General features: G+C 62.8%; 15 protein-coding genes and 5 tRNA genes. 9 read left to right on the top strand and 11 right to left on the bottom strand.

Translation table 11 applies throughout. From position 1 onward, the window contains the following. Positions 1 to 15: 15 nt before the first annotated feature. Entirely contained in the window at positions 16 to 1,113 is a 1,098-nt protein-coding gene (gene thiO, locus ACF8FG_RS02910; RefSeq protein ID WP_135199443.1) for a glycine oxidase ThiO, read from the top strand. A 212-nt stretch (positions 1,114 to 1,325) separates the two neighbouring features. On the opposite strand, the gene ACF8FG_RS02905 is transcribed toward thiO, so the two are convergent. From ACF8FG_RS02905 to ACF8FG_RS02860, 10 genes are all read right to left on the bottom strand, one after another. After that, on the bottom strand, positions 1,326 to 2,735 hold the full coding sequence (locus ACF8FG_RS02905) for an amidase (protein WP_318075693.1): 1,410 nt from the start codon (positions 2,733 to 2,735) through the stop codon (positions 1,326 to 1,328). A 1-nt stretch (position 2,736) separates the two neighbouring features. Next, positions 2,737 to 4,014 carry a Zn-dependent hydrolase gene (locus ACF8FG_RS02900; protein WP_318075695.1) on the bottom strand — a complete coding sequence of 426 codons (1,278 nt, stop codon included), beginning with the start codon at positions 4,012 to 4,014 and terminating at the stop codon, positions 2,737 to 2,739. A gap of 152 nt (positions 4,015 to 4,166) precedes the next feature. Continuing rightward, positions 4,167 to 4,862: an ABC transporter ATP-binding protein gene (locus tag ACF8FG_RS02895; protein WP_009683015.1), complete on the bottom strand. Its 696-nt coding sequence runs from the start codon at positions 4,860 to 4,862 to the stop codon at positions 4,167 to 4,169. Further along, positions 4,862 to 5,614, bottom strand: coding sequence for an ABC transporter ATP-binding protein (locus ACF8FG_RS02890; protein WP_014589590.1), 753 nt, complete (start codon positions 5,612 to 5,614; stop codon positions 4,862 to 4,864). The genes ACF8FG_RS02895 and ACF8FG_RS02890 overlap by 1 nt, the downstream gene beginning before the upstream one ends. Continuing rightward, the gene (locus tag ACF8FG_RS02885; RefSeq protein ID WP_014589591.1) at positions 5,614 to 6,633 is read right to left on the bottom strand and encodes a branched-chain amino acid ABC transporter permease; all 1,020 of its coding nucleotides are present in this window, start codon (positions 6,631 to 6,633) and stop codon (positions 5,614 to 5,616) included. Before ACF8FG_RS02885 ends, ACF8FG_RS02890 begins: the two co-directional genes overlap by 1 nt. A 1-nt stretch (position 6,634) precedes the next feature. Next, the gene (locus ACF8FG_RS02880) at positions 6,635 to 7,495 is read right to left on the bottom strand and encodes a branched-chain amino acid ABC transporter permease (RefSeq protein WP_003247565.1); all 861 of its coding nucleotides are present in this window, start codon (positions 7,493 to 7,495) and stop codon (positions 6,635 to 6,637) included. Positions 7,496 to 7,560: 65 nt separating this feature from the next. Next, a complete protein-coding gene (locus ACF8FG_RS02875; RefSeq protein ID WP_019437913.1) occupies positions 7,561 to 8,763 on the bottom strand; it encodes an ABC transporter substrate-binding protein in 1,203 nt (400 codons plus the stop codon). A gap of 90 nt (positions 8,764 to 8,853) precedes the next feature. After that, a complete protein-coding gene (locus tag ACF8FG_RS02870; RefSeq protein ID WP_019437914.1) occupies positions 8,854 to 9,618 on the bottom strand; it encodes a FadR/GntR family transcriptional regulator in 765 nt (254 codons plus the stop codon). 266 nt (positions 9,619 to 9,884) lie between these two features. After that, positions 9,885 to 10,115, bottom strand: a complete 231-nt coding sequence (locus ACF8FG_RS02865) for a PP0621 family protein (RefSeq protein ID WP_019437915.1) — start codon at positions 10,113 to 10,115, stop codon at positions 9,885 to 9,887. A 94-nt stretch (positions 10,116 to 10,209) separates the two neighbouring features. Further along, complete coding sequence (locus ACF8FG_RS02860; protein WP_004577276.1) at positions 10,210 to 11,229, bottom strand: outer membrane protein assembly factor BamD; 1,020 nt, start codon at positions 11,227 to 11,229, stop codon at positions 10,210 to 10,212. Between the two features lie 147 nt (positions 11,230 to 11,376). Here ACF8FG_RS02860 and rluD point away from each other — a divergent pair, with 147 nt between their 5' ends. From rluD to ACF8FG_RS02820, 8 genes are all read left to right on the top strand, one after another. Then, positions 11,377 to 12,339 carry a 23S rRNA pseudouridine(1911/1915/1917) synthase RluD gene (gene rluD, locus ACF8FG_RS02855; protein ID WP_049588123.1) on the top strand — a complete coding sequence of 321 codons (963 nt, stop codon included), beginning with the start codon at positions 11,377 to 11,379 and terminating at the stop codon, positions 12,337 to 12,339. Further along, positions 12,336 to 13,076, top strand: coding sequence for a peptidoglycan editing factor PgeF (gene pgeF / locus ACF8FG_RS02850; RefSeq protein ID WP_014589596.1), 741 nt, complete (start codon positions 12,336 to 12,338; stop codon positions 13,074 to 13,076). The genes rluD and pgeF overlap by 4 nt, the downstream gene beginning before the upstream one ends. A gap of 248 nt (positions 13,077 to 13,324) precedes the next feature. Continuing rightward, the gene (clpB, locus tag ACF8FG_RS02845) at positions 13,325 to 15,889 is read left to right on the top strand and encodes an ATP-dependent chaperone ClpB (RefSeq protein WP_019437916.1); all 2,565 of its coding nucleotides are present in this window, start codon (positions 13,325 to 13,327) and stop codon (positions 15,887 to 15,889) included. A 362-nt stretch (positions 15,890 to 16,251) separates the two neighbouring features. Continuing rightward, a tRNA-Asn gene (locus ACF8FG_RS02840) sits at positions 16,252 to 16,327 on the top strand. A 4-nt stretch (positions 16,328 to 16,331) separates the two neighbouring features. Next, positions 16,332 to 16,408, top strand: a tRNA-Pro gene (locus ACF8FG_RS02835). 6 nt (positions 16,409 to 16,414) lie between these two features. Continuing rightward, a tRNA-Lys gene (locus ACF8FG_RS02830) sits at positions 16,415 to 16,490 on the top strand. A gap of 47 nt (positions 16,491 to 16,537) precedes the next feature. Continuing rightward, a tRNA-Pro gene (locus ACF8FG_RS02825) sits at positions 16,538 to 16,614 on the top strand. Between the two features lie 5 nt (positions 16,615 to 16,619). After that, positions 16,620 to 16,695: transfer RNA gene (locus ACF8FG_RS02820), tRNA-Lys, on the top strand. Positions 16,696 to 16,886: 191 nt separating this feature from the next. Here the strand turns inward: ACF8FG_RS02820 and ACF8FG_RS02815 are convergent. Beyond that, on the bottom strand, positions 16,887 to 18,182 hold the full coding sequence (locus tag ACF8FG_RS02815; protein WP_003247549.1) for an NAD(P)/FAD-dependent oxidoreductase: 1,296 nt from the start codon (positions 18,180 to 18,182) through the stop codon (positions 16,887 to 16,889). Positions 18,183 to 18,225: the final 43 nt, after the last annotated feature.

Below are 18,225 nucleotides of genomic sequence, written 5' to 3'. Positions count from 1 at the left end.
GTGTTGGATCGACAGATGAGCAAGCAAGTAGTGGTGGTTGGCGGCGGGGTGATCGGCCTGCTGACGGCATTCAACCTGGCAGCCAAGGTCGGCCAGGTGGTGGTGTGCGATCAGGGCGAGGTTGGCCGAGAGTCGTCCTGGGCTGGCGGTGGCATTGTCTCGCCGTTGTACCCGTGGCGTTACAGCCCCGCCGTGACCGCTCTGGCGCACTGGTCGCAGGACTTTTATCCACAGCTGGGCGAGCGTCTGTTCGCCAGCACCGGCGTCGACCCCGAAGTTCACACCACCGGGCTGTACTGGCTCGACCTGGACGATGAGGCCGAAGCATTGGCCTGGGCTGTGCGTGAGCAGCGGCCGCTCAGTGCCGTGGATATTTCGGCGGCCTACGATGCGGTGCCGGTGCTGGGCCCGGGCTTCAAGCACGCCATCTACATGGCTGGCGTGGCCAATGTGCGCAACCCACGCTTGGTCAAGTCGCTTAAGGCGGCGTTGCTGGCGCTGCCGAACGTGACCTTGCGCGAACACTGCCAGATCACCGGCTTCGTGCAGGAAAAGGGGCGCGTGACCGGTGTCCAGACGGCTGATGGCGTATTGGCGGCGGATGAGGTTGTGCTCAGCGCAGGCGCCTGGAGTGGCGACCTGTTGCGCACCCTTGGCCTTGAACTGCCGGTGGAGCCCGTGAAGGGCCAGATGATCCTGTTCAAGTGCGCTGAAGACTTCTTGCCGAGCATGGTGCTGGCCAAGGGGCGCTATGCAATCCCGCGACGTGACGGGCACATTCTGGTGGGGAGCACGCTGGAACACGCCGGGTATGACAAGACCCCGACCGGGGATGCGCTGGAAAGCCTGAAGGCATCGGCGGTGGACTTGTTGCCAGAGCTTGAAGGCGCCACAGTGGTGGCGCACTGGGCGGGACTGCGGCCGGGGTCGCCAGAAGGCATCCCTTACATTGGGCCTGTGCCGGGGCATGAAGGGTTGTGGCTGAACTGCGGGCATTATCGCAATGGGCTGGTGCTGGCGCCGGCTTCGTGCCAGCTGTTTACCGATTTGCTGACAGGGGCCGAGCCGATTATCGACCCGGCGCCGTATGCGCCAGAAGGGCGTTTGGGCTGAGGGCCTCTTCGCGGGTAAACCCGCTCCTACACGAGCGGGCTCACCCGCGAAAGGGCCGCAGAAACCAACACAGATTTCAGCCAGTAATCGGTGCGTGTAGGGGCGGGTTCACCCGCGAAAGGGCCGCAGAAGCCAATACAGATTTCAGCCAGTAATCGGTGCGTGTAGGAGCGGGTTCACCCGCGAAAGGGCCGCAGAAGCCAATACAGATTTCAGCCAGTAATCGGTGCTTGCAAGTGCCGGCTCGGATAATGCTGCTCATACACCTTGCACACCCGCAGCACTTGCTCATCAGCAAAGCGCCCGGCCACCACCTGCAGGCCCACCGGCAACCCCTCGCGGGTAAACCCGCAGGGCACCGAGGCTGCCGGCTGTTGGGTCAGGTTGAAGGGATAGCTGAACGGCGTCCACTCCATCCATTGCGCCATCCCCGATCCAGGCGGCACGTTCTGTCCGGCTTCGAACGCCACCAACGGCAGCATCGGCGATACCAGCACGTCATATCGCTGATGAAAGGCATTCATCTTCGCAATCAATTCTGCCCGGGCCTCAAGCGCCTGAGTGTATTCGCCAAGGCTGATCTGTGCGCCTTGTTCGGCGATCCAGCGCAGCCCCGGGTCAAGCAACGCTTTCTGCTCATCGCTCAAGGCACTGGCCAATCGCGCCGCACCGGCAAACCACAGGGTATTGAAGGTTTCCAGCGGGTCGCTGAAGCCCGGGTCCACTTCCTCTACCTGCGCACCCAGCCGCGCCAGGCGCTGCACCGCTTGCGCCACCAGTGCCTGGATCTGTGGGGCGACCTGCACGTAACCGAAGTTGGCGCTGTAGGCGATGCGTAGCCCGCTCAGATCTTGCTGCTGGCTGAGCCAAGGCGCCTGCCGGGGTGCGCCGGCCAAACCGTCGCGGGCATCGGGGCGCGCTACGCAGTCGAGCATCAGCACCGAGTCGTCCACGGTACGCGTCATCGGCCCCAGGTGCGACAGCACGGTCATGGCGCTGGCCGGCCATTGCGGTACATAGCCGAAGGTCGGTTTGATGCCGAAGGTGCCGGTAAAGGCGCAGGGGATGCGAATCGAACCACCGGCATCGCTGCCCTGATGCAGCACCCCCAGGTTCAGCGCGGCGGCTGCCGCAGCACCACCAGACGAACCACCGGCAGTCAGCCTGGTATCCCAAGGGTTGCGAGTAATGCCGTAAAGCGGGTTGTCGGTCACGCCTTTCCAGCCGCACTCCGGCGTGGTGGTCTTGCCTACCAGCACTGCACCGGCTTCACGCATGAAGGCGCTGAAGGGCGCATCGACCTCCCATGGGCCGGCGCCCGAGGTAGTACGCGAGCCCTTGCGGGTAGGCATGCCGCGGGTCAGGGTCAGGTCCTTGATCGAGGCGGGTACACCATCCAGTCGGCCACAGGGTTGGCCACGTTGCCAGCGCTGTTCGCTGGCACGGGCGGCGGCGCGGGCACCTTCGCCGTCGACATGGCAGTAGGCGTTGACCGCCGGGTTATGCAGGTCGATGCGCGCCAGCACATCGTCGACCACCTCGACGGGTGACAACTGGCGGCGCTGGTACAGTTCGAGCAGTTCGACGGCGGTGAGTTCGCCAATCGCGGTTTTCTGGGTCATTTCAACGGGCTCCCGGGTTGGCGGCCTGGAACATGGCGCGCAACAGGACGTCGCAACCATCGGCCAGGTCCTGGGGCGCGGCATTTTCGATTTCGTTGTGGCTAATGCCACCTTCGCATGGCACGAAGATCATCCCGGCCGGGCCCAGCTCGGCGAGGAAGATTGCATCGTGACCGGCGCCGCTGACGATATCCATGTGGCTCAGGCCCAGCGCACGCGCCCCTTGGCGCACGGCATCCACGCACTGCTCGGCGAAGTACAGCGGCGGGAAGTCGGCTGTCGGGGTCAACTGATAGCTCAGGCCATGTTTCGCCGTGCTGTTTTCGATGGCTGCGCACACTTCGCTGACCATGGCGTCGAGGTGCCCAGGGTCGAGGTGGCGCAGGTCGATGGTCATGTGCACCTGGCCGGGGATAACGTTGCGCGAGCCTGGGTGCAAGGTCAGGCAGCCGACCGTGCCGCAGGCATGTGGCTGGTGCGCGTGAGCGACGCGGTTGACCGCAGCCACCACCTCGGCTGCGCCGACCAATGCGTCCTTGCGCAGGTGCATGGGCGTGGGGCCGGCATGCGCCTCGACGCCGGTAAGGGTCAGGTCAAACCATTTCTGCCCCAGGCAGCCCTGGACCACGCCGATGGTGGTGCGTTGGTCTTCCAGCACCGGACCTTGTTCGATATGTGCTTCGAAGTAGGCGCCCACGGCGTGCCCGGTAGGCACGCGCGGGCCGGCGTAGCCGATGCGCTGCAACTCAGCGCCGACCGACAGACCTTGGTCATCGACCTTGTCCAGGGTTTCCTGCAAGCCGAATTTACCGGCAAACACGCCCGAGCCCATCATGCAGGGCGGGAAGCGCGAACCTTCTTCGTTGGTCCATACCACCACTTCCAGCGGGGCTTCGGTGGTCAGGTGCAGGTCGTTGAGCGTGCGCATCACTTCGAGGCCGGCCATGACGCCGTAGCAGCCATCGAACTTGCCGCCGGTGGGTTGGGTGTCGATGTGGCTGCCGGTCATGATGGGCGGCAGGGCAGGGTTGCGCCCGGGGCGGCGGGCGAAGATGTTGCCGATGGCGTCGACGCTGACCTTGCAGCCGGCCTCTTCGCACCAGTGGACGAACAGGTCGCGCGCCTGGCGGTCGAGGTCGGTCAGGGCCAGGCGGCATACGCCACCCTTGGCGGTGGCGCCGAGTTGGGCCAGGTCCATCAATGATTGCCACAGGCGCTCGCGGTTGACCAACGGGCCTTGGCCGAGCAGGTGCTGCGAGGGATCGATGCGGGTGTTCATGGTTCATCTCTCCTGAAATTACTGGGTGGCTTGTACCGGCCTATTCGCGGGTGAACCCGCTCCTACAAAGGCCTCGCAGGGCTGAGGGTGGTTACACCTTTGTAGGCGCGGGTTTACCCGCGAAAGGGCCGGTACAGGTAAGCACGGTCGGGTCAGGCGCTAAGGGCCAGGTACCGGTTCTTGATGCTCGGGTCCTCGCGGAACTGCGCCGCACTGCCCTGGTAAGCGACGCGGCCCTGCTCCAGCACATAGTGGCGATCAGCAAGGGCATCGCAGACCATCAGGTTCTGCTCTACCAGCAGGATCGACAGCCCTTCGTCCTTGATCCGTCGCAGGATCTTCACCAGTTCATCGACAATCACCGGGGCCAGGCCCTCGGTGGGCTCGTCGAGGATCAGCAGCTTGGGGCCGTTGAGCAGGGCGCGGGCGATAGCGAGCATCTGTTGCTCACCACCGGACAGGGCAAAGCCACCGTTGCGGCGACGCTCCTTCAGGCGCGGGAACATGCTGTACACGTCCTCCAGCTGCCAGCGGCTGGTCTTGCGCACGGCAATCTTCAGGTTCTCCTCCACGCTGAGCTGGCGGAAAATGCCGCGGTGTTCCGGCACCAGAGCAATGCCGAGCCGGGCGATATCGAAAATTTCGCGTCCGACCAACTGCTGGCCGTTGAAGCTGATCTGCCCCTGTCGTGGGCGGACGATGCCAAGGATGCTGCGCAAGGTGGTGGTCTTGCCTGCACCGTTGCGCCCCAGCAGCGTTACCAGTTCGCCAGCCTCAACCTTGAGCGAGACACCTTCGAGCACATGGCTCTTGTCGTAGTAGGAATGGATCGAATCGACGTTGAGCATCAGGCGGCCTCTCCAAGGTAGGCGGTGCGTACGCGCTCGTCGTTGCGCACCTGTTCAGGGGTACCCTCGACCAGGATCTGGCCGTGACTCATCACCGTGATGCGCTGGCTGATCGACATGACAATGCTCATGTTGTGTTCAATCAGTAGCACGGTATGGTCGCGCCCAAGGTCGCTGATCAGGTCGGTCATCACCGGGATGTCGTCGATGCCCATGCCCGAAGTGGGTTCGTCGAGCATCAGCAGGGTGGGCTTGGCGCAGATCGACATGCCCACTTCCAGCACTCTTTGCTGGCCGTGCGACAGCTCGCCCGCCAGGGTGTCGGCACGGGCGCTCAGTTTCAGGCGCTCCAGCACCTGGTCGGCGGTGTTCCAGTGGCTGCGCTTGTGCTCGACACTGCGCCAGAAGTTCAGCGCGCCCAGGCCATCACGGCCCTGGGCGGCCAGGCGCAGGTTCTCGCGCACGGAAAGGTTCTGGAACAGGCTGGTGAGCTGAAACGAACGCGCCATGCCAAGTGCCACCCGCCCGTGGGACGGCTTGCGAATGATGTCCTGGCCATTGAACAGGATCTTGCCGGCAGTGGCCTGACGTTCGCCGGTCAGGCAGTGGAACAGGCTGGTCTTGCCAGCGCCGTTGGGGCCGATAATGGTGTGGATGGTGCCGGCTCGCACTTTGAGGTCAACGCCCGCGACCGCCTTGAACGGCCCGTAAGCCAGCTCCAGCTGGCGGGTTTCCAGGAGGTAGTCGCTCATCACAGGGTCTCCTTGGTCTTGGCCTGGGGTTTGTCATCGGCATTGCGGGTGGCCAGCAGGCGCTTGCCCAGTTCGGTCAGGCCGCCCCACAGGCCGCCACGCATGAACACCACCACCAGAATCAGGATCACCCCCAGCAGCATCAGCCAGCGTGGCCAAAGCTCCGACAGCACGTCACCCAGCAGCACGATGGCGCCGGCCCCCAGCAGCGAGCCGAACAGTGAGCCGGTGCCACCGACGATGGTCATGATCAGGATGTTCTCGCTCATCATCAGGTCGATGTTCGACAGCGGCGCAAAGTGCAGCAGCATGGCGTACAGCGCCCCGGCGATGCCGGTGATGGCGCCCGACAGCATGAACACCAGAATCTTGAAATGGCGGGTGTCGTAGCCGATGGCAGCGGCGCGGGTCTCGTTCTCACGGATAGCCAGCAGGGTGCTGCCGAACGGCGAACGGATCACCCGCAGGGCTGCGGCGAAGATCAACAGGAACAGCACCGCGACGAACACATAGAAGTGCCGCGGATCGGCCAGGTCGACCAGCACATGGCCGGCGATTTCGATATTCGGCCGTGGCACATCGAGCAGGCCGTTGTCACCGCCGGTCCAGTCGCTGAGGGTATAGGCCAGGAAGTAGGCCATCTGGCTGAAGGCCAGGGTCAGCATGACGAAGTAGATGCCCGTGCGACGGATCGCCAGTGCGCCCACCAGCAGCGCGAGAAGGGCGCCGAACACAGCTGCGCCAAGCAGTGCGGCGAACATGCCCCACTGCAGGTGGATCATCAGCAGCGCTGCGCCATAGGCGCCCACGCCAAAGAAGATGCCCTGGCCGAACGACAGCAGTCCGGTGTAGCCGAGCAGCAGGTTGCAGGCCAGTGCGGCCATGGCAAAGATCAGGATCTCGGTGGCCAGGGTGGCAGAGGGCAACAACAGCGGCAGCGCCACCAGGCTGGCAACTACCAGCGACAGCAGCGCCGGGGCGCGGCCCTTGGCGACTGGCAATGGGTTTTTCTCGCTCATCTCAGGCTCTCCCGAACAGGCCGTAGGGACGGACCAGAATCACTGCTGCCATGGCGCCATAGATCATCAGGCTGGCACCTTGCGGCCAGAGACTGGTCATCATGCTTTGCACCACACCCACCAGCAGGCCGCCAACCAGCGCCCCGCCGAACGACCCCATGCCGCCAATCACCACCACCACGAAGGCAATGCCGAGGATTTCCGGGCCGACGAAGGGCTGGGCGCCCCGTAGCGGCGCGAACAGCACACCCGCCACACCGGCCAGGCCCACGCCCAGGGCGAATGTCAGGGAGAACAGGCGGAAAATGTTGGTGCCCAACAGCGACACGGTTTCGGTGCTTTCGCTACCGGCCCGCACCAGTGCGCCGAAACGGGTGCGTTCCAGCAGCAGCCACAGGCCAATACCGATCAGCGCTGCGAAGCCGATCAGGAACAAGCGGTAGTAGGGGTAGATGAAGTCGCCGAGTATCAGCACCCCGCGCAGTTCGGGTGGCACGGCAATGTTCTTGCCCACCGGGCCCCAGATCAGCACCGACGCTTCCTGGATGATCAGCGCGATGCCGAGGGTGACGAGGATCTGGAAGGTGTGCGGCAGGTGGTAGATGCGTTTGATCAACAGGCGCTCGACCGCCCAGGCCAGCGCGGCCACCACCAGTGGCGCAATCAGCAGCGCCAGCCAGAAGTTGCCGGTGACGGCCACGGCGGTGTAGCACAGGTAGGCGCCCAGCAAGAAAAACGCGCCGTGGGCGAAGTTGACGAAGTTGAGCAGGCCGAAAATGATCGTCAGGCCCACGGCGATGAGGAAGTAGATCATCCCCAGGCCCAGGCCGTTGAGCAGTTGGAACAGGTACAAATCGAGCATGAGCGTGCCCTCGACAGCGCGCCGGGCGGCTGCCTGTACAAGTGTTTGTGACTAACGCCGCAGCTTCAGGCCAGGGCGCAACCGGTGTGATTGACCTCGACGAACGAGCGGCCCGAACTGATGACTTCGGCCAGGTCGTCCTCGTCGCGCATCTGCCCCTGGGGCTTGCCGCGCAGCAGGTAGTAGTCCTTGAGCACCTGGTGGTCACCCGGGCGGATCAGTTCTTCGCCGGTCGGGCCCTGGAAGCGCATGCCCTGCAATGCCGCAGACACGGCGGCCCCGTCCAGGCTGCCGGCCTTGACGATGGCTTCGAGCATCACCTTGGTGCCGATGTAGTCGGCGGCCAGCGGGTAGTTGGGGTTGATGCCATAGGCCTTGCGGGTGGCGGCGACCAACTGTTTGTTCAGCGGGGTGTCGACCTGGTGCCAGTACTGCGCACCCAGGTACACGCCCTCGAGCACGTCGCTGCCCAGTTCCTGGAACTGGTCGAGGCCGGCAGACCACACCATCAGCACTTTCATGCGGTCCTTGATGCCGAAGTTGACCGCCTGGCGCAGGGCGTTGGAGGCCTGGCTACCGAAGTTGAGCAGCACCAGCACGTCGGGCTTGGCGGCGATGGCGTTGGTCAGGTAGCCGGAAAATTCCTGCTCCTGCAGCGAGTGGTAGCTGTTGCCGATGTGTTCCACGCCGAGCTCGGCGAACACTTTGCGGGCGTTGTCCAGCAGGGCATCGCCGAATACGTATTGCGGGGTGATGGTGTACCAGCGCTTGGCCTGGGGCAGCTGGCGGCTCATCGGCACCAGGGTTTCGCGGATGGCACCATAGGTGGGCACCGACCAGCGGAAGGTTGAGGCATTGCAGTCCTTGCCGGTGATTTCATCGGCGCCCACAGGCGTCATGAACACGCCGCCGGCTTTGTGGATCTCCTTGGACACCGCCAGTGCCGAAGACGACAGGGTGCACCCCTGGAAGAAGCGTGCGCCATCCTGGCCGATGGCTTCCTGCACCTTGCGCACCGCCTTGCCGGCGTTGCCTTCGGTGTCGATAACTTTGTACTTGAGCGGGTGGCCGAGCAACTGCGGGTGCTCGGCGATGGCCAGGCGCGAGCCCATGTCGGCGTACTTGCCGTAGCTGGCGAAGGCGCCCGACATGGACTTGAGCCCATAGAAGGTCAGCGGTTGGTCGGCGAATGCCCGGTGTGCCCCCAAGGGGAGGCTACCTAAGGCACCCAGGGCAAGGCCTGCCTTGAGCAGGGTACGTCTTTGCATGAGTAACTCCTTGTTTGTGGTTATTAGGCAGGAGTGGCAATGACAAAGCGGGTAAGGCCGGGCCTGTGTGCAGGCCTCTTTACAGGCGCATCAGTGGTGGTGATCGAACTCCAGCAGGAAGTTACGGGCAACCTCGCCTTCCAGCGCGGTCATGTGGTGCTCGGCGTCGCACATGTGTTCGTGCATCAGCCGGCGTACGGCGGGTTCGTCGCTGGCGCGCAAGGCGGTCAGTAGTTGCTTGTGGTAGCCGATGTTGGCGGCGGCGAACTGCTGGCGCTTGGGCAGGTAGGCCTTTTTCAGCACCACCAGGTCGCGCAGCAGGTCGTTGAGGAACACCGCCATGAAACGCAGCAACGGGTTGGGGCAGCGGTTGGCCAGCAAGGTGTGGAATTCAAGTTCCGCCAAGCGCTGCTCACGCTGGCCTTCCTCGCTGTCTTCCGGCGCGCTGCAGAAGTCGATGTTGGCCTGCAGCGCGGCGTAATCGGCTTCGCTCAGCTTGCCCATCACCGACACCGCCAGTTCTACCTCAATGACTTTGCGCAGCTGGTACACCTGTTCACCGTCCAGGTGCTGAAAGTGCAGGTAGTTGCGCAGTGCGCGGCTGGCTGGCTCGGTGCCCACTTCGTTCAGGTAGGCCCCCCCGGTCGGGCCGGTGCGGGTGCTGACCAGGCCCTCTACCTCCAGTGCCTTGAGCGCTTCGCGGGCGGTGCCCTTGGAACATTCGAAATGCTCCATCAGCTCACGCTCGGTGGGCAGGCGGTCGCCGGGGTGCAGCGCTTCGGTGACGATCGAGCGCTTGACTGATTCGACGATCACATCGGACAGCTTCTGGCGCTTGCGTTTGGGTTTGAGCATTTCGCTATTTTTCATATTTATGCGGATAAATAGGATTTAGCGAATTTTGGCCGGACGGGTCAATGCTGGCGGGGGGGAGGGGTCGTAAATGGTGTGAAAGGGTCGGGGAGGGATATGTGGAACACGAAATTGCAGATAAAAACTGTGGGAGCGGGCGTGCCCGCGAACACCGGCGAAGCCGGTGCCATACACCGTGGTGCCTGCTTCGCGGGCAAGCCCGCTCCCACAGATTTCGAATTGGTTTCAGGATTGAACAGACATCGTGTTCAGTCTTGGTGGCCAGGGCCCTGCTGCAGGTGGGCCTGGCTGCAATACCACTCATTGCCCTGCTGCAGCGCACGGTCGTTGGGCAGGTGCACGCCACAATGGGCACAGCGCACCATCTTCAGCGGCGCATCCAGCTTCGCCTCGGGGTGCGACTGCTGGCTGACTTTGTACTTGCGCCACAGCCAGAACGCGGCGGCGATCAGGGCGATCCAGAAAAGTAGGCGAACCATGATGTCCAGCTTGTCGATTGAAGAAGCCGACAGTCTAGGACGCGGCCAATAAAAAAGGGAGGCCCAAGGCCTCCCTTTCATTCACCACTGAAGGTCAGTCGAACAGACCAAAGGTCATGTAGCTGAACCAGGAACGGTCTTTCTCGGCTTCTTTCGGGCCTTCCGGCACGATCGGGTCGCCGTTCTCGTCTTTAGGCAGCAGCTCTCGCGGCATCTCGTCGCGCGCGTCCTGGAACTGCTTGACCACGTCCTGGTTGGCGCGGGTTTCGCCTGGCGGTAGCGGGGTATCGGTTTCGATCAGGCCCAAGGTGGCCTTGGACAGCCAGCCGCGGCCGTCAGACTCGGTCTGCTTGGGCTGGAACTCGCCATCGACCAGGCTCGGGTGGTCCGGATAGTTGAGCTTGAGGGTTTCCAGGCTCGTGGCGGCCAGTTCGTCCAGGTGCAGCTTCTGGTACGACTCGACCATCACGGCCAGGCCGTCACCGACGGACGGGGTTTCCTGGAAGTTTTCGACCACGTAGCGGCCACGGTTGGCAGCTGCTACATAAGCCTGGCGGCTCAGGTAGTAGTCGGCCACGTGGATTTCGTACGAAGCCAGCAGGTTGCGCAGGTAGATCATGCGCTGCTTGGCGTCTGGCGCGTAGCGGCTGTTGGGGAAGCGGCTGGTCAGCTGGGCGAACTCGTTGTACGAGTCGCGGGCGGCGCCCGGGTCACGTTTGGTCATGTCCAGCGGCAGGAAACGCGCCAGCAGGCCACGGTCCTGGTCGAACGAGGTCAGGCCCTTGAGGTAGTAGGCGTAATCGACGTTCGGGTGCTGCGGGTGCAGGCGGATGAAGCGCTCGGCGGCCGACTTGGCGGCCTCGGGCTCGGAATTTTTGTAGTTGGCGTAGATCAGCTCGAGCTGCGCCTGATCGGCATAGCGGCCGAACGGGTAGCGCGACTCCAGGGCCTTGAGCTTGTTCACGGCGCTGGTGTAGCTGGAGTTGTCCAGATCAGCCTGGGCCTGCTGGTACAGTTCGGCCTCGCTGAGGTTCTCGTCAATGACCTCTTTATTAGAGGAACAGGCCGCGGTAAGCCCGAGGATGGCGATCAGCAGCAGGTGTTTCACTCGCATGGCGGCTTGCGTCCCTTTGACGGCCGCTGTCTTGGGCGGTGCCGTCCTGTTATGATGAGCGCCCCGGCCAACCCCGGGACAAAAGAAGCCGTATTTAACCACAAGCTCGCAGCCGAAACCAAAGGCTGTGCGCCCGCCGAATCGAGCATGTCCGAGATCATTCAACTTAGCGCAGAGGTACCGTCCGAACTGGGCGGCCAACGCCTCGACCAGGTCGCCGCCCAATTGTTCGCCGAGTACTCGCGTTCGCGGCTAACTTCGTGGATCAAAGAGGGCCGCCTGACGGTCGATGGTGCAGTCGTGCGCCCTCGAGACCTTGTTCATGGTGGCTCTCAGCTTGCCCTGGAGGCCGAACAAGAGGCCCAGGGCGAGTGGATCGCAGAAGATATCGAACTGGATATCGTCTACGAAGACGACCACATCCTGGTGATCAACAAGCCTGCCGGGCTGGTTGTGCACCCGGCGGCCGGGCATGCCAGCGGCACCCTGCTCAACGCGCTGCTGCACCATGTTCCAGACATCGTCAACGTGCCGCGCGCCGGTATCGTGCACCGCCTGGACAAGGACACCACCGGCCTGATGGTGGTGGCCAAGACCCTGCAGGCGCAGACCAAGCTGGTCGAGCAGATGCAGGCTCGCAAGGTCAGCCGCATCTACGAGTGCATCGTGATTGGCGTGGTGACTGCCGGTGGCAAGATCGACGCGCCCATCGGCCGTCACGGCGGCATGCGCCAGCGCATGGCTGTAACCGACGGCGGCAAGCCGGCGGTCAGCCACTACCGCGTACTCAAGCGCTTCCGCTCGCACACCCACGTGCGGGTCAAGCTGGAAACCGGCCGTACCCACCAGATTCGCGTGCACATGGCCCACGTGGGTTTCCCACTGGTTGGCGACCAGACGTACGGCGGGCGCTTCCGCATTCCGCCCGCTGCCAGCCCGACCATGGTCGAGGCGGTCAAGACCTTCCCGCGCCAGGCGCTGCATGCGCGTTTCCTCGCCTTGGCCCACCCGATTACCGGTGAAGTCATGAAGTGGGAATCGCCACTGCCGGATGACTTCGTCTGGTTGCTGTCGCTGCTGAACCAGGACCGCGAGAGCTTCATCGGATGAGTGAGCTGACGCAGGCGTTGCTGTTCCCCGACTGGCCGGCCCCGGCTTCGGTCCGCGCCTGTGTCACCACCCGTCAGGGTGGCGTCAGCCTGCCGCCCTATGAAACCTTCAACCTCGGCGACCATGTTGGGGATGACCCTGCCGCGGTCGCCGAGAACCGCCGCCGCCTGAGTGAACAGTTCGCCATCCAACCGGCCTGGCTCAAGCAGGTGCATGGGCGGGTGGTGGCGGATGCCGACCCGGCCGTGGTGGCCGAGGCCGATGCCAGCTGGACCCGCCAGCCTGGCATTGCCTGCACCGTGATGACCGCCGATTGCCTGCCTGCGTTGTTCTGCGACCGTGCCGGCACCCGCGTGGCGGCGGCGCATGCTGGCTGGCGTGGGCTGGCGGGTGGCGTGCTGGAAGCCACGCTGGACCGGCTGGCGCTGCCGCCAGAAGAGGTGCTGGTGTGGTTGGGGCCTGCCATCGGCCCGCAAGCGTTCGAAGTGGGGCTGGAAGTGCGTGATGCCTTTACCGCCGTGCACCCGCAAGCAGCTCGGGCATTCGTCGACGGCGAACGGCCAGGCAAGCTGTTGGCGGATATCTATGAGCTGGCGCGTATTCGCCTGGCTGCCCGTGGCGTGACTGCTGTTTATGGCGGTGGCTTGTGCACGGTCAGTGATGCGCGGTTCTTCTCCTATCGCCGTACCCCGCAGGGTGGGCGTTTTGCATCGTTGGTCTGGCTGGACCCGCGCTAGCCTGTACCGGCCTCTTCGCGGGCACGCCCGCTCCCACAGAGATTCCGCAAACGTTGAAACCGGTGGTGTAACTGTGGGGGCGGCATGCCCGCGAATGGCCCCCATTAATCCAACAGGTTGACTTTGGTCAACCCCGCTACGCTTGAATCTTCCAGAATCAGCCTTATCTATAAAGTCATCTCAGGCAGGTTTCTTTATAAACAGGCGCTGTCCATCGCTCCGACCTGCCCTTTAAAGGAAGGTACACCATGCGAATAGACCGTTTAACCAGCAAGCTGCAACTTGCAATATCCGATGCCCAGTCTTTGGCCGTTGGCATGGACCACCCTGCCATCGAGCCCGTGCACCTGTTACAGGCGCTGCTCGAACAGCAGGGCGGCTCCATCAAACCGCTGCTGATGCAGGTAGGCTTTGACATCAATGGCCTGCGCCAGGGGCTGGTGAAAGAGCTCGACCAACTGCCGAAAATACAGAACCCTACCGGCGACGTGAACATGTCGCAGGACTTGGCACGCCTGCTTAACCAGGCAGACCGCCTGGCACAGCAGAAGGGCGACCAGTTCATTTCCAGCGAGCTGGTGCTGTTGGCCGCCATGGACGAAAACAGCAAGCTCGGCAAGCTGCTGCTGAGCCAGGGCGTGAGCAAGAAAGCGCTGGAAAATGCCATCAACAACCTGCGTGGCGGCGCGGCAGTGAATGACGCCAACGCCGAGGAATCGCGCCAGGCGCTGGACAAATACACCGTCGACCTGACCAAGCGTGCCGAAGAGGGCAAGCTGGACCCGGTCATTGGCCGTGACGATGAAATCCGCCGTACCGTGCAGGTGCTGCAACGCCGTACCAAGAACAACCCGGTGCTGATCGGTGAGCCTGGCGTGGGTAAAACCGCCATTGCCGAAGGCCTGGCCCAGCGCATCATCAATGGTGAAGTGCCCGACGGCCTCAAAGGCAAGCGCCTGCTGGCGCTGGACATGGGCGCGCTGATTGCCGGTGCCAAGTACCGCGGTGAGTTCGAAGAGCGCTTGAAAAGCCTGCTGAACGAACTGTCCAAGCAGGAAGGCCAGATCATCCTGTTCATCGACGAACTGCACACCATGGTTGGCGCCGGCAAAGGCGAGGGCGCCATGGACGCCGGCAACATGCTCAAGCCGGCCCTGGCCCGCGGCGAGCTGCATTGCGTAGGTGCCACCACGCTGAACGAGTACCGCCAGTTCATCGAAAAGGACGCCGCCCTGGAGCGCCGCTTCCAGAAGGTGCTGGTCGAGGAGCCGAGCGAGGAAGACACCATCGCCATCCTGCGTGGCCTGAAAGAGCGCTATGAAGTGCACCACAAGGTGGCCATCACCGACGGTGCAATCATCGCAGCGGCCAAGCTCAGCCACCGCTATATCACCGACCGCCAGCTGCCGGACAAGGCCATTGACCTGATCGACGAAGCGGCCAGCCGCATCCGCATGGAGATTGACTCCAAGCCGGAAGTGCTCGACCGCCTTGATCGCCGCCTGATCCAGCTGAAGGTGGAGTCGCAGGCGCTGAAGAAAGAAGAAGACGAAGCGGCGAAAAAGCGCCTGGAGAAGCTGACCGAGGAAATCGAGCGGCTGGAGCGTGAGTATTCCGACCTGGAAGAAATCTGGGCTTCGGAGAAAGCTGAAGTGCAGGGCTCGGCGCAGATCCAGCAAAAGATCGAGCAGTCTCGCCAGGAGCTGGAAGCCGCCCGTCGCAAAGGCGACCTGAACCGCATGGCCGAACTGCAGTACGGGGTGATCCCGGACCTGGAGCGCAGCCTGCAGATGGTCGACCAGCACGGCAAGACCGACAACCAGTTGCTGCGCAACAAGGTCACCGAGGAAGAAATTGCCGAAGTGGTGTCGAAGTGGACCGGCATTCCTGTGGCCAAGATGCTCGAAGGCGAGCGTGAGAAGCTGCTGAAGATGGAAGAGCTGCTGCACCAGCGCGTGATTGGCCAGAGCGAGGCGGTAACCGCCGTAGCCAACGCCGTACGCCGCTCACGTGCCGGGCTGTCCGACCCGAACCGGCCAAGTGGTTCGTTCCTGTTCCTCGGCCCGACCGGTGTGGGCAAGACCGAACTGTGCAAGGCGCTGGCCGAGTTCCTGTTCGACACGGAAGAGGCGATGGTGCGCATCGACATGTCCGAATTCATGGAGAAGCATTCCGTAGCGCGCCTGATCGGTGCACCACCAGGCTATGTAGGGTATGAAGAGGGCGGTTACCTGACCGAGGCCGTGCGCCGCAAGCCTTACTCGGTGGTGCTGCTGGACGAGGTGGAAAAAGCCCACCCGGATGTGTTCAACGTGCTGTTGCAGGTGCTGGAAGACGGCCGCCTGACCGACAGCCATGGGCGCACCGTGGACTTCCGCAACACCGTGATCGTGATGACCTCCAACCTGGGTTCCGCGCAGATTCAGGAACTGGTGGGTGACCGCGAGGCACAGCGTGCTGCAGTGATGGATGCGGTGGGGGCGCACTTCCGTCCGGAGTTCATCAACCGCATCGACGAAGTGGTGGTGTTCGAGCCTTTGGGCCGCGAGCAGATTGCCGGTATTACCGAAATCCAGCTGGGCCGCCTGCGCAGCCGCCTGCTGGAGCGCGAACTGTCGCTGAGCCTGAGCCCAGAGGCGTTGGACAAGCTGATTGCCGTGGGTTACGACCCGGTGTACGGTGCGCGGCCGCTGAAGCGTGCGATCCAGCGCTGGATCGAGAACCCGCTGGCGCAGCTGATTCTGGCAGGCAAGTTCTTGCCGGGTTCGGCGATCACCGCCAAGGTGGAAGGCGACGAAATCGTCTTTGGCTGATTGTGTTGCACCATGAGCCCCGCGTTTGCGGGGCTTTTTTTGCCTGTTGCCAATGCCGGCACAGCCCAGCTATTTCGGGCCTTTGCGCCAATCCGGGGTAACCGACTGAAATTTTTGAAATTTTTGCTTGCATCAAATTTAGAGTGCCCCTAATATACGCCGCGTTGTCAGGCACTAAGCGAATCACCAGCAACATCGGCGATCGCAAAACAACTTACAAATCAGTAAGTTGAATGAAAAAAAGTGGTTGACAAGCAAAACGAAGAATGTAGAATAGCCGGCCTCAGCAGCGACAACGCGAAAGCGAAGAAGCTAAAGGGTCCGAAGCGAACACAGTCTTCGGAGTTGTACCGAAGTTCAGTTCCGCGATAGCTCAGTCGGTAGAGCAAATGACTGTTAATCATTGGGTCCCTGGTTCGAGTCCAGGTCGCGGAGCCAATCTCGGGGTGTAGCGCAGTCCGGTAGCGCGCCTGCTTTGGGAGCAGGATGTCAGGAGTTCGAATCCCCTCACCCCGACCATTTTCCGGGTCGTTAGCTCAGTTGGTAGAGCAGTTGGCTTTTAACCAATTGGTCGTAGGTTCGAATCCTACACGACCCACCATGTAGAAAAGGGCATCTCCAAAGAGATGCCCTTTTTTTTGAAACACTCGGGGTGTAGCGCAGTCCGGTAGCGCGCCTGCTTTGGGAGCAGGATGTCAGGAGTTCGAATCCCCTCACCCCGACCATTTTTGGGTCGTTAGCTCAGTTGGTAGAGCAGTTGGCTTTTAACCAATTGGTCGTAGGTTCGAATCCTACACGACCCACCATGAACAAAGGGCATCTCGCATGAGATGCCCTTTTTCTTTTGCCCCGAAAAATGCGCTATCGGTGCAAATCCGACCTGTATCCCTTTGCCACACCGCCCCTTTGTAGGAGCGGGTTCACCCGCGAATGCGGCAGTGCAGCCACCATCGCATTCAAAGGTAAACCCGCGCCATGCAGGGCATGCGGGCGCCTGTTAGTGCAACTTCAGGCGCGGCTCGGTGCCCCGGCCAATCTTGCTGCCCAGCATCATCAACGCCGTGCGGAAGAACCCGTACAGCGCCATCTGGTGCATGCGGTACAGCGACACGTAGAACATCCGCGCCAGCCAGCCTTCCAGCTTCACGCTGCCCATCAGGTTACCCATCAGGTTGCCCACCGCCGAGAAGCGCGACAGCGACACCAGCGAGCCATAGTCCTTGTACTCGTAAGTCGGCAGGGCCTTGTTCTCCAGGCGCGCCTTCAGGCTTTGCGCCAGCATCGATGCCTGCTGGTGCGCCGCCTGTGCGCGCGGCGGCACGTTACGGTCGCTGCCAGGTTGCGGGCAGGCGGCGCAGTCACCGAAGGCGAAGATGTTGTCGTCGCGGGTGGTTTGCAGGGTAGGGCGCACGACCAGCTGGTTGATGCGGTTGGTTTCCAGGCCATCGATGTCCTTGAGGAAACCTGGCGCGCGGATACCGGCTGCCCACACCTTCAGGCTGGCCTGGATCACTTCACCGTCCTTGGTTTTCAGGCCGTCCTCGGTCACTTCACTGACTGCGGCGTTGGTCATCACCTTCACACCGAGTTTTTCCAGGGTTTTGTGAACCGGTACGCTGATGCGCTCCGGCAGCGCCGGCAGAACGCGCGGGCCCGCCTCGATAAGGGTGATGTGCATGTCCTTGGGCTGGATGCGGTCCAGGCCATAGGCCGCCAGCTCGTGGGCAGCGTGGTGCAGCTCGGCCGCCAGCTCTACACCGGTGGCACCGGCGCCGACAATGGCTACGCTGATTTTCTCGCTGGCCACGTCGCCGGCGTGGGCACGCAGGTAGTGGTTCAGCAGTTGCTGGTGGAAACGCTCGGCCTGCTTGCGGGTATCCAGGAACAGGCAGTGCTGCGCTGCGCCCAGGGTGCCGAAGTCGTTGGTGTTGGAGCCCACGGCGATCACCAAGGTGTCGTAGCCCAGGGTGCGCGCAGGCAGCAGCTCGCGGCCCTCTTCGTCGAGGGTGGCAGCCAGTTGAATCTGTTTGCCTTCACGGTCCAGGCCGCTCATGCGCCCCAGCTGGAAATTGAAGTGGTTCCACTTCGCCTGAGCCACGTAGTTCAGCTCGTCTTCCGAGGAGTTCAGCGAGCCGGCGGCCACTTCGTGCAGCAGCGGCTTCCAGATGTGCGTGAGGTTGGTGTCGACCAGGGTGATTTCGGCCTGCTTGCGCTTGCCCAGGCTTTTACCCAGGCGGGTCGCCAGTTCCAGGCCGCCGGCGCCGCCGCCGACAATCACGATGCGATGAGTCATGGGAATATCTCATAAGGTTTACGGAATGCGTGGCCCTGGGGGC

The organism is Pseudomonas sp. YQ_6, from assembly GCF_043103245.1.
Classification (GTDB): Bacteria; Pseudomonadota; Gammaproteobacteria; order Pseudomonadales; family Pseudomonadaceae; genus Aquipseudomonas; species Aquipseudomonas alloputida.
The sequence above is the reverse complement of the archived record's forward strand: the minus strand, read 5'-3'. Positions and strand labels throughout refer to the sequence as shown.

Bases quoted from the DNA above. Each gene is read 5' to 3' on its own strand.
- thiO (WP_135199443.1), top strand. From the start codon at position 16: ATGAGCAAGCAAGTAGTGGTGGTTGGCGGCGGGGTGATCGGCCTGCTG.
- ACF8FG_RS02905 (WP_318075693.1), bottom strand. From the start codon at position 2,735: ATGACCCAGAAAACCGCGATTGGCGAACTCACCGCCGTCGAACTGCTC.
- ACF8FG_RS02900 (WP_318075695.1), bottom strand. From the start codon at position 4,014: ATGAACACCCGCATCGATCCCTCGCAGCACCTGCTCGGCCAAGGCCCG.
- ACF8FG_RS02895 (WP_009683015.1), bottom strand. From the start codon at position 4,862: ATGCTCAACGTCGATTCGATCCATTCCTACTACGACAAGAGCCATGTG.
- ACF8FG_RS02890 (WP_014589590.1), bottom strand. From the start codon at position 5,614: ATGAGCGACTACCTCCTGGAAACCCGCCAGCTGGAGCTGGCTTACGGG.
- ACF8FG_RS02885 (WP_014589591.1), bottom strand. From the start codon at position 6,633: ATGAGCGAGAAAAACCCATTGCCAGTCGCCAAGGGCCGCGCCCCGGCG.
- ACF8FG_RS02880 (WP_003247565.1), bottom strand. From the start codon at position 7,495: ATGCTCGATTTGTACCTGTTCCAACTGCTCAACGGCCTGGGCCTGGGG.
- ACF8FG_RS02875 (WP_019437913.1), bottom strand. From the start codon at position 8,763: ATGCAAAGACGTACCCTGCTCAAGGCAGGCCTTGCCCTGGGTGCCTTA.
- ACF8FG_RS02870 (WP_019437914.1), bottom strand. From the start codon at position 9,618: ATGCTCAAACCCAAACGCAAGCGCCAGAAGCTGTCCGATGTGATCGTC.
- ACF8FG_RS02865 (WP_019437915.1), bottom strand. From the start codon at position 10,115: ATGGTTCGCCTACTTTTCTGGATCGCCCTGATCGCCGCCGCGTTCTGG.
- ACF8FG_RS02860 (WP_004577276.1), bottom strand. From the start codon at position 11,229: ATGCGAGTGAAACACCTGCTGCTGATCGCCATCCTCGGGCTTACCGCG.
- rluD (WP_049588123.1), top strand. From the start codon at position 11,377: ATGTCCGAGATCATTCAACTTAGCGCAGAGGTACCGTCCGAACTGGGC.
- pgeF (WP_014589596.1), top strand. From the start codon at position 12,336: ATGAGTGAGCTGACGCAGGCGTTGCTGTTCCCCGACTGGCCGGCCCCG.
- clpB (WP_019437916.1), top strand. From the start codon at position 13,325: ATGCGAATAGACCGTTTAACCAGCAAGCTGCAACTTGCAATATCCGAT.
- ACF8FG_RS02815 (WP_003247549.1), bottom strand. From the start codon at position 18,182: ATGACTCATCGCATCGTGATTGTCGGCGGCGGCGCCGGCGGCCTGGAA.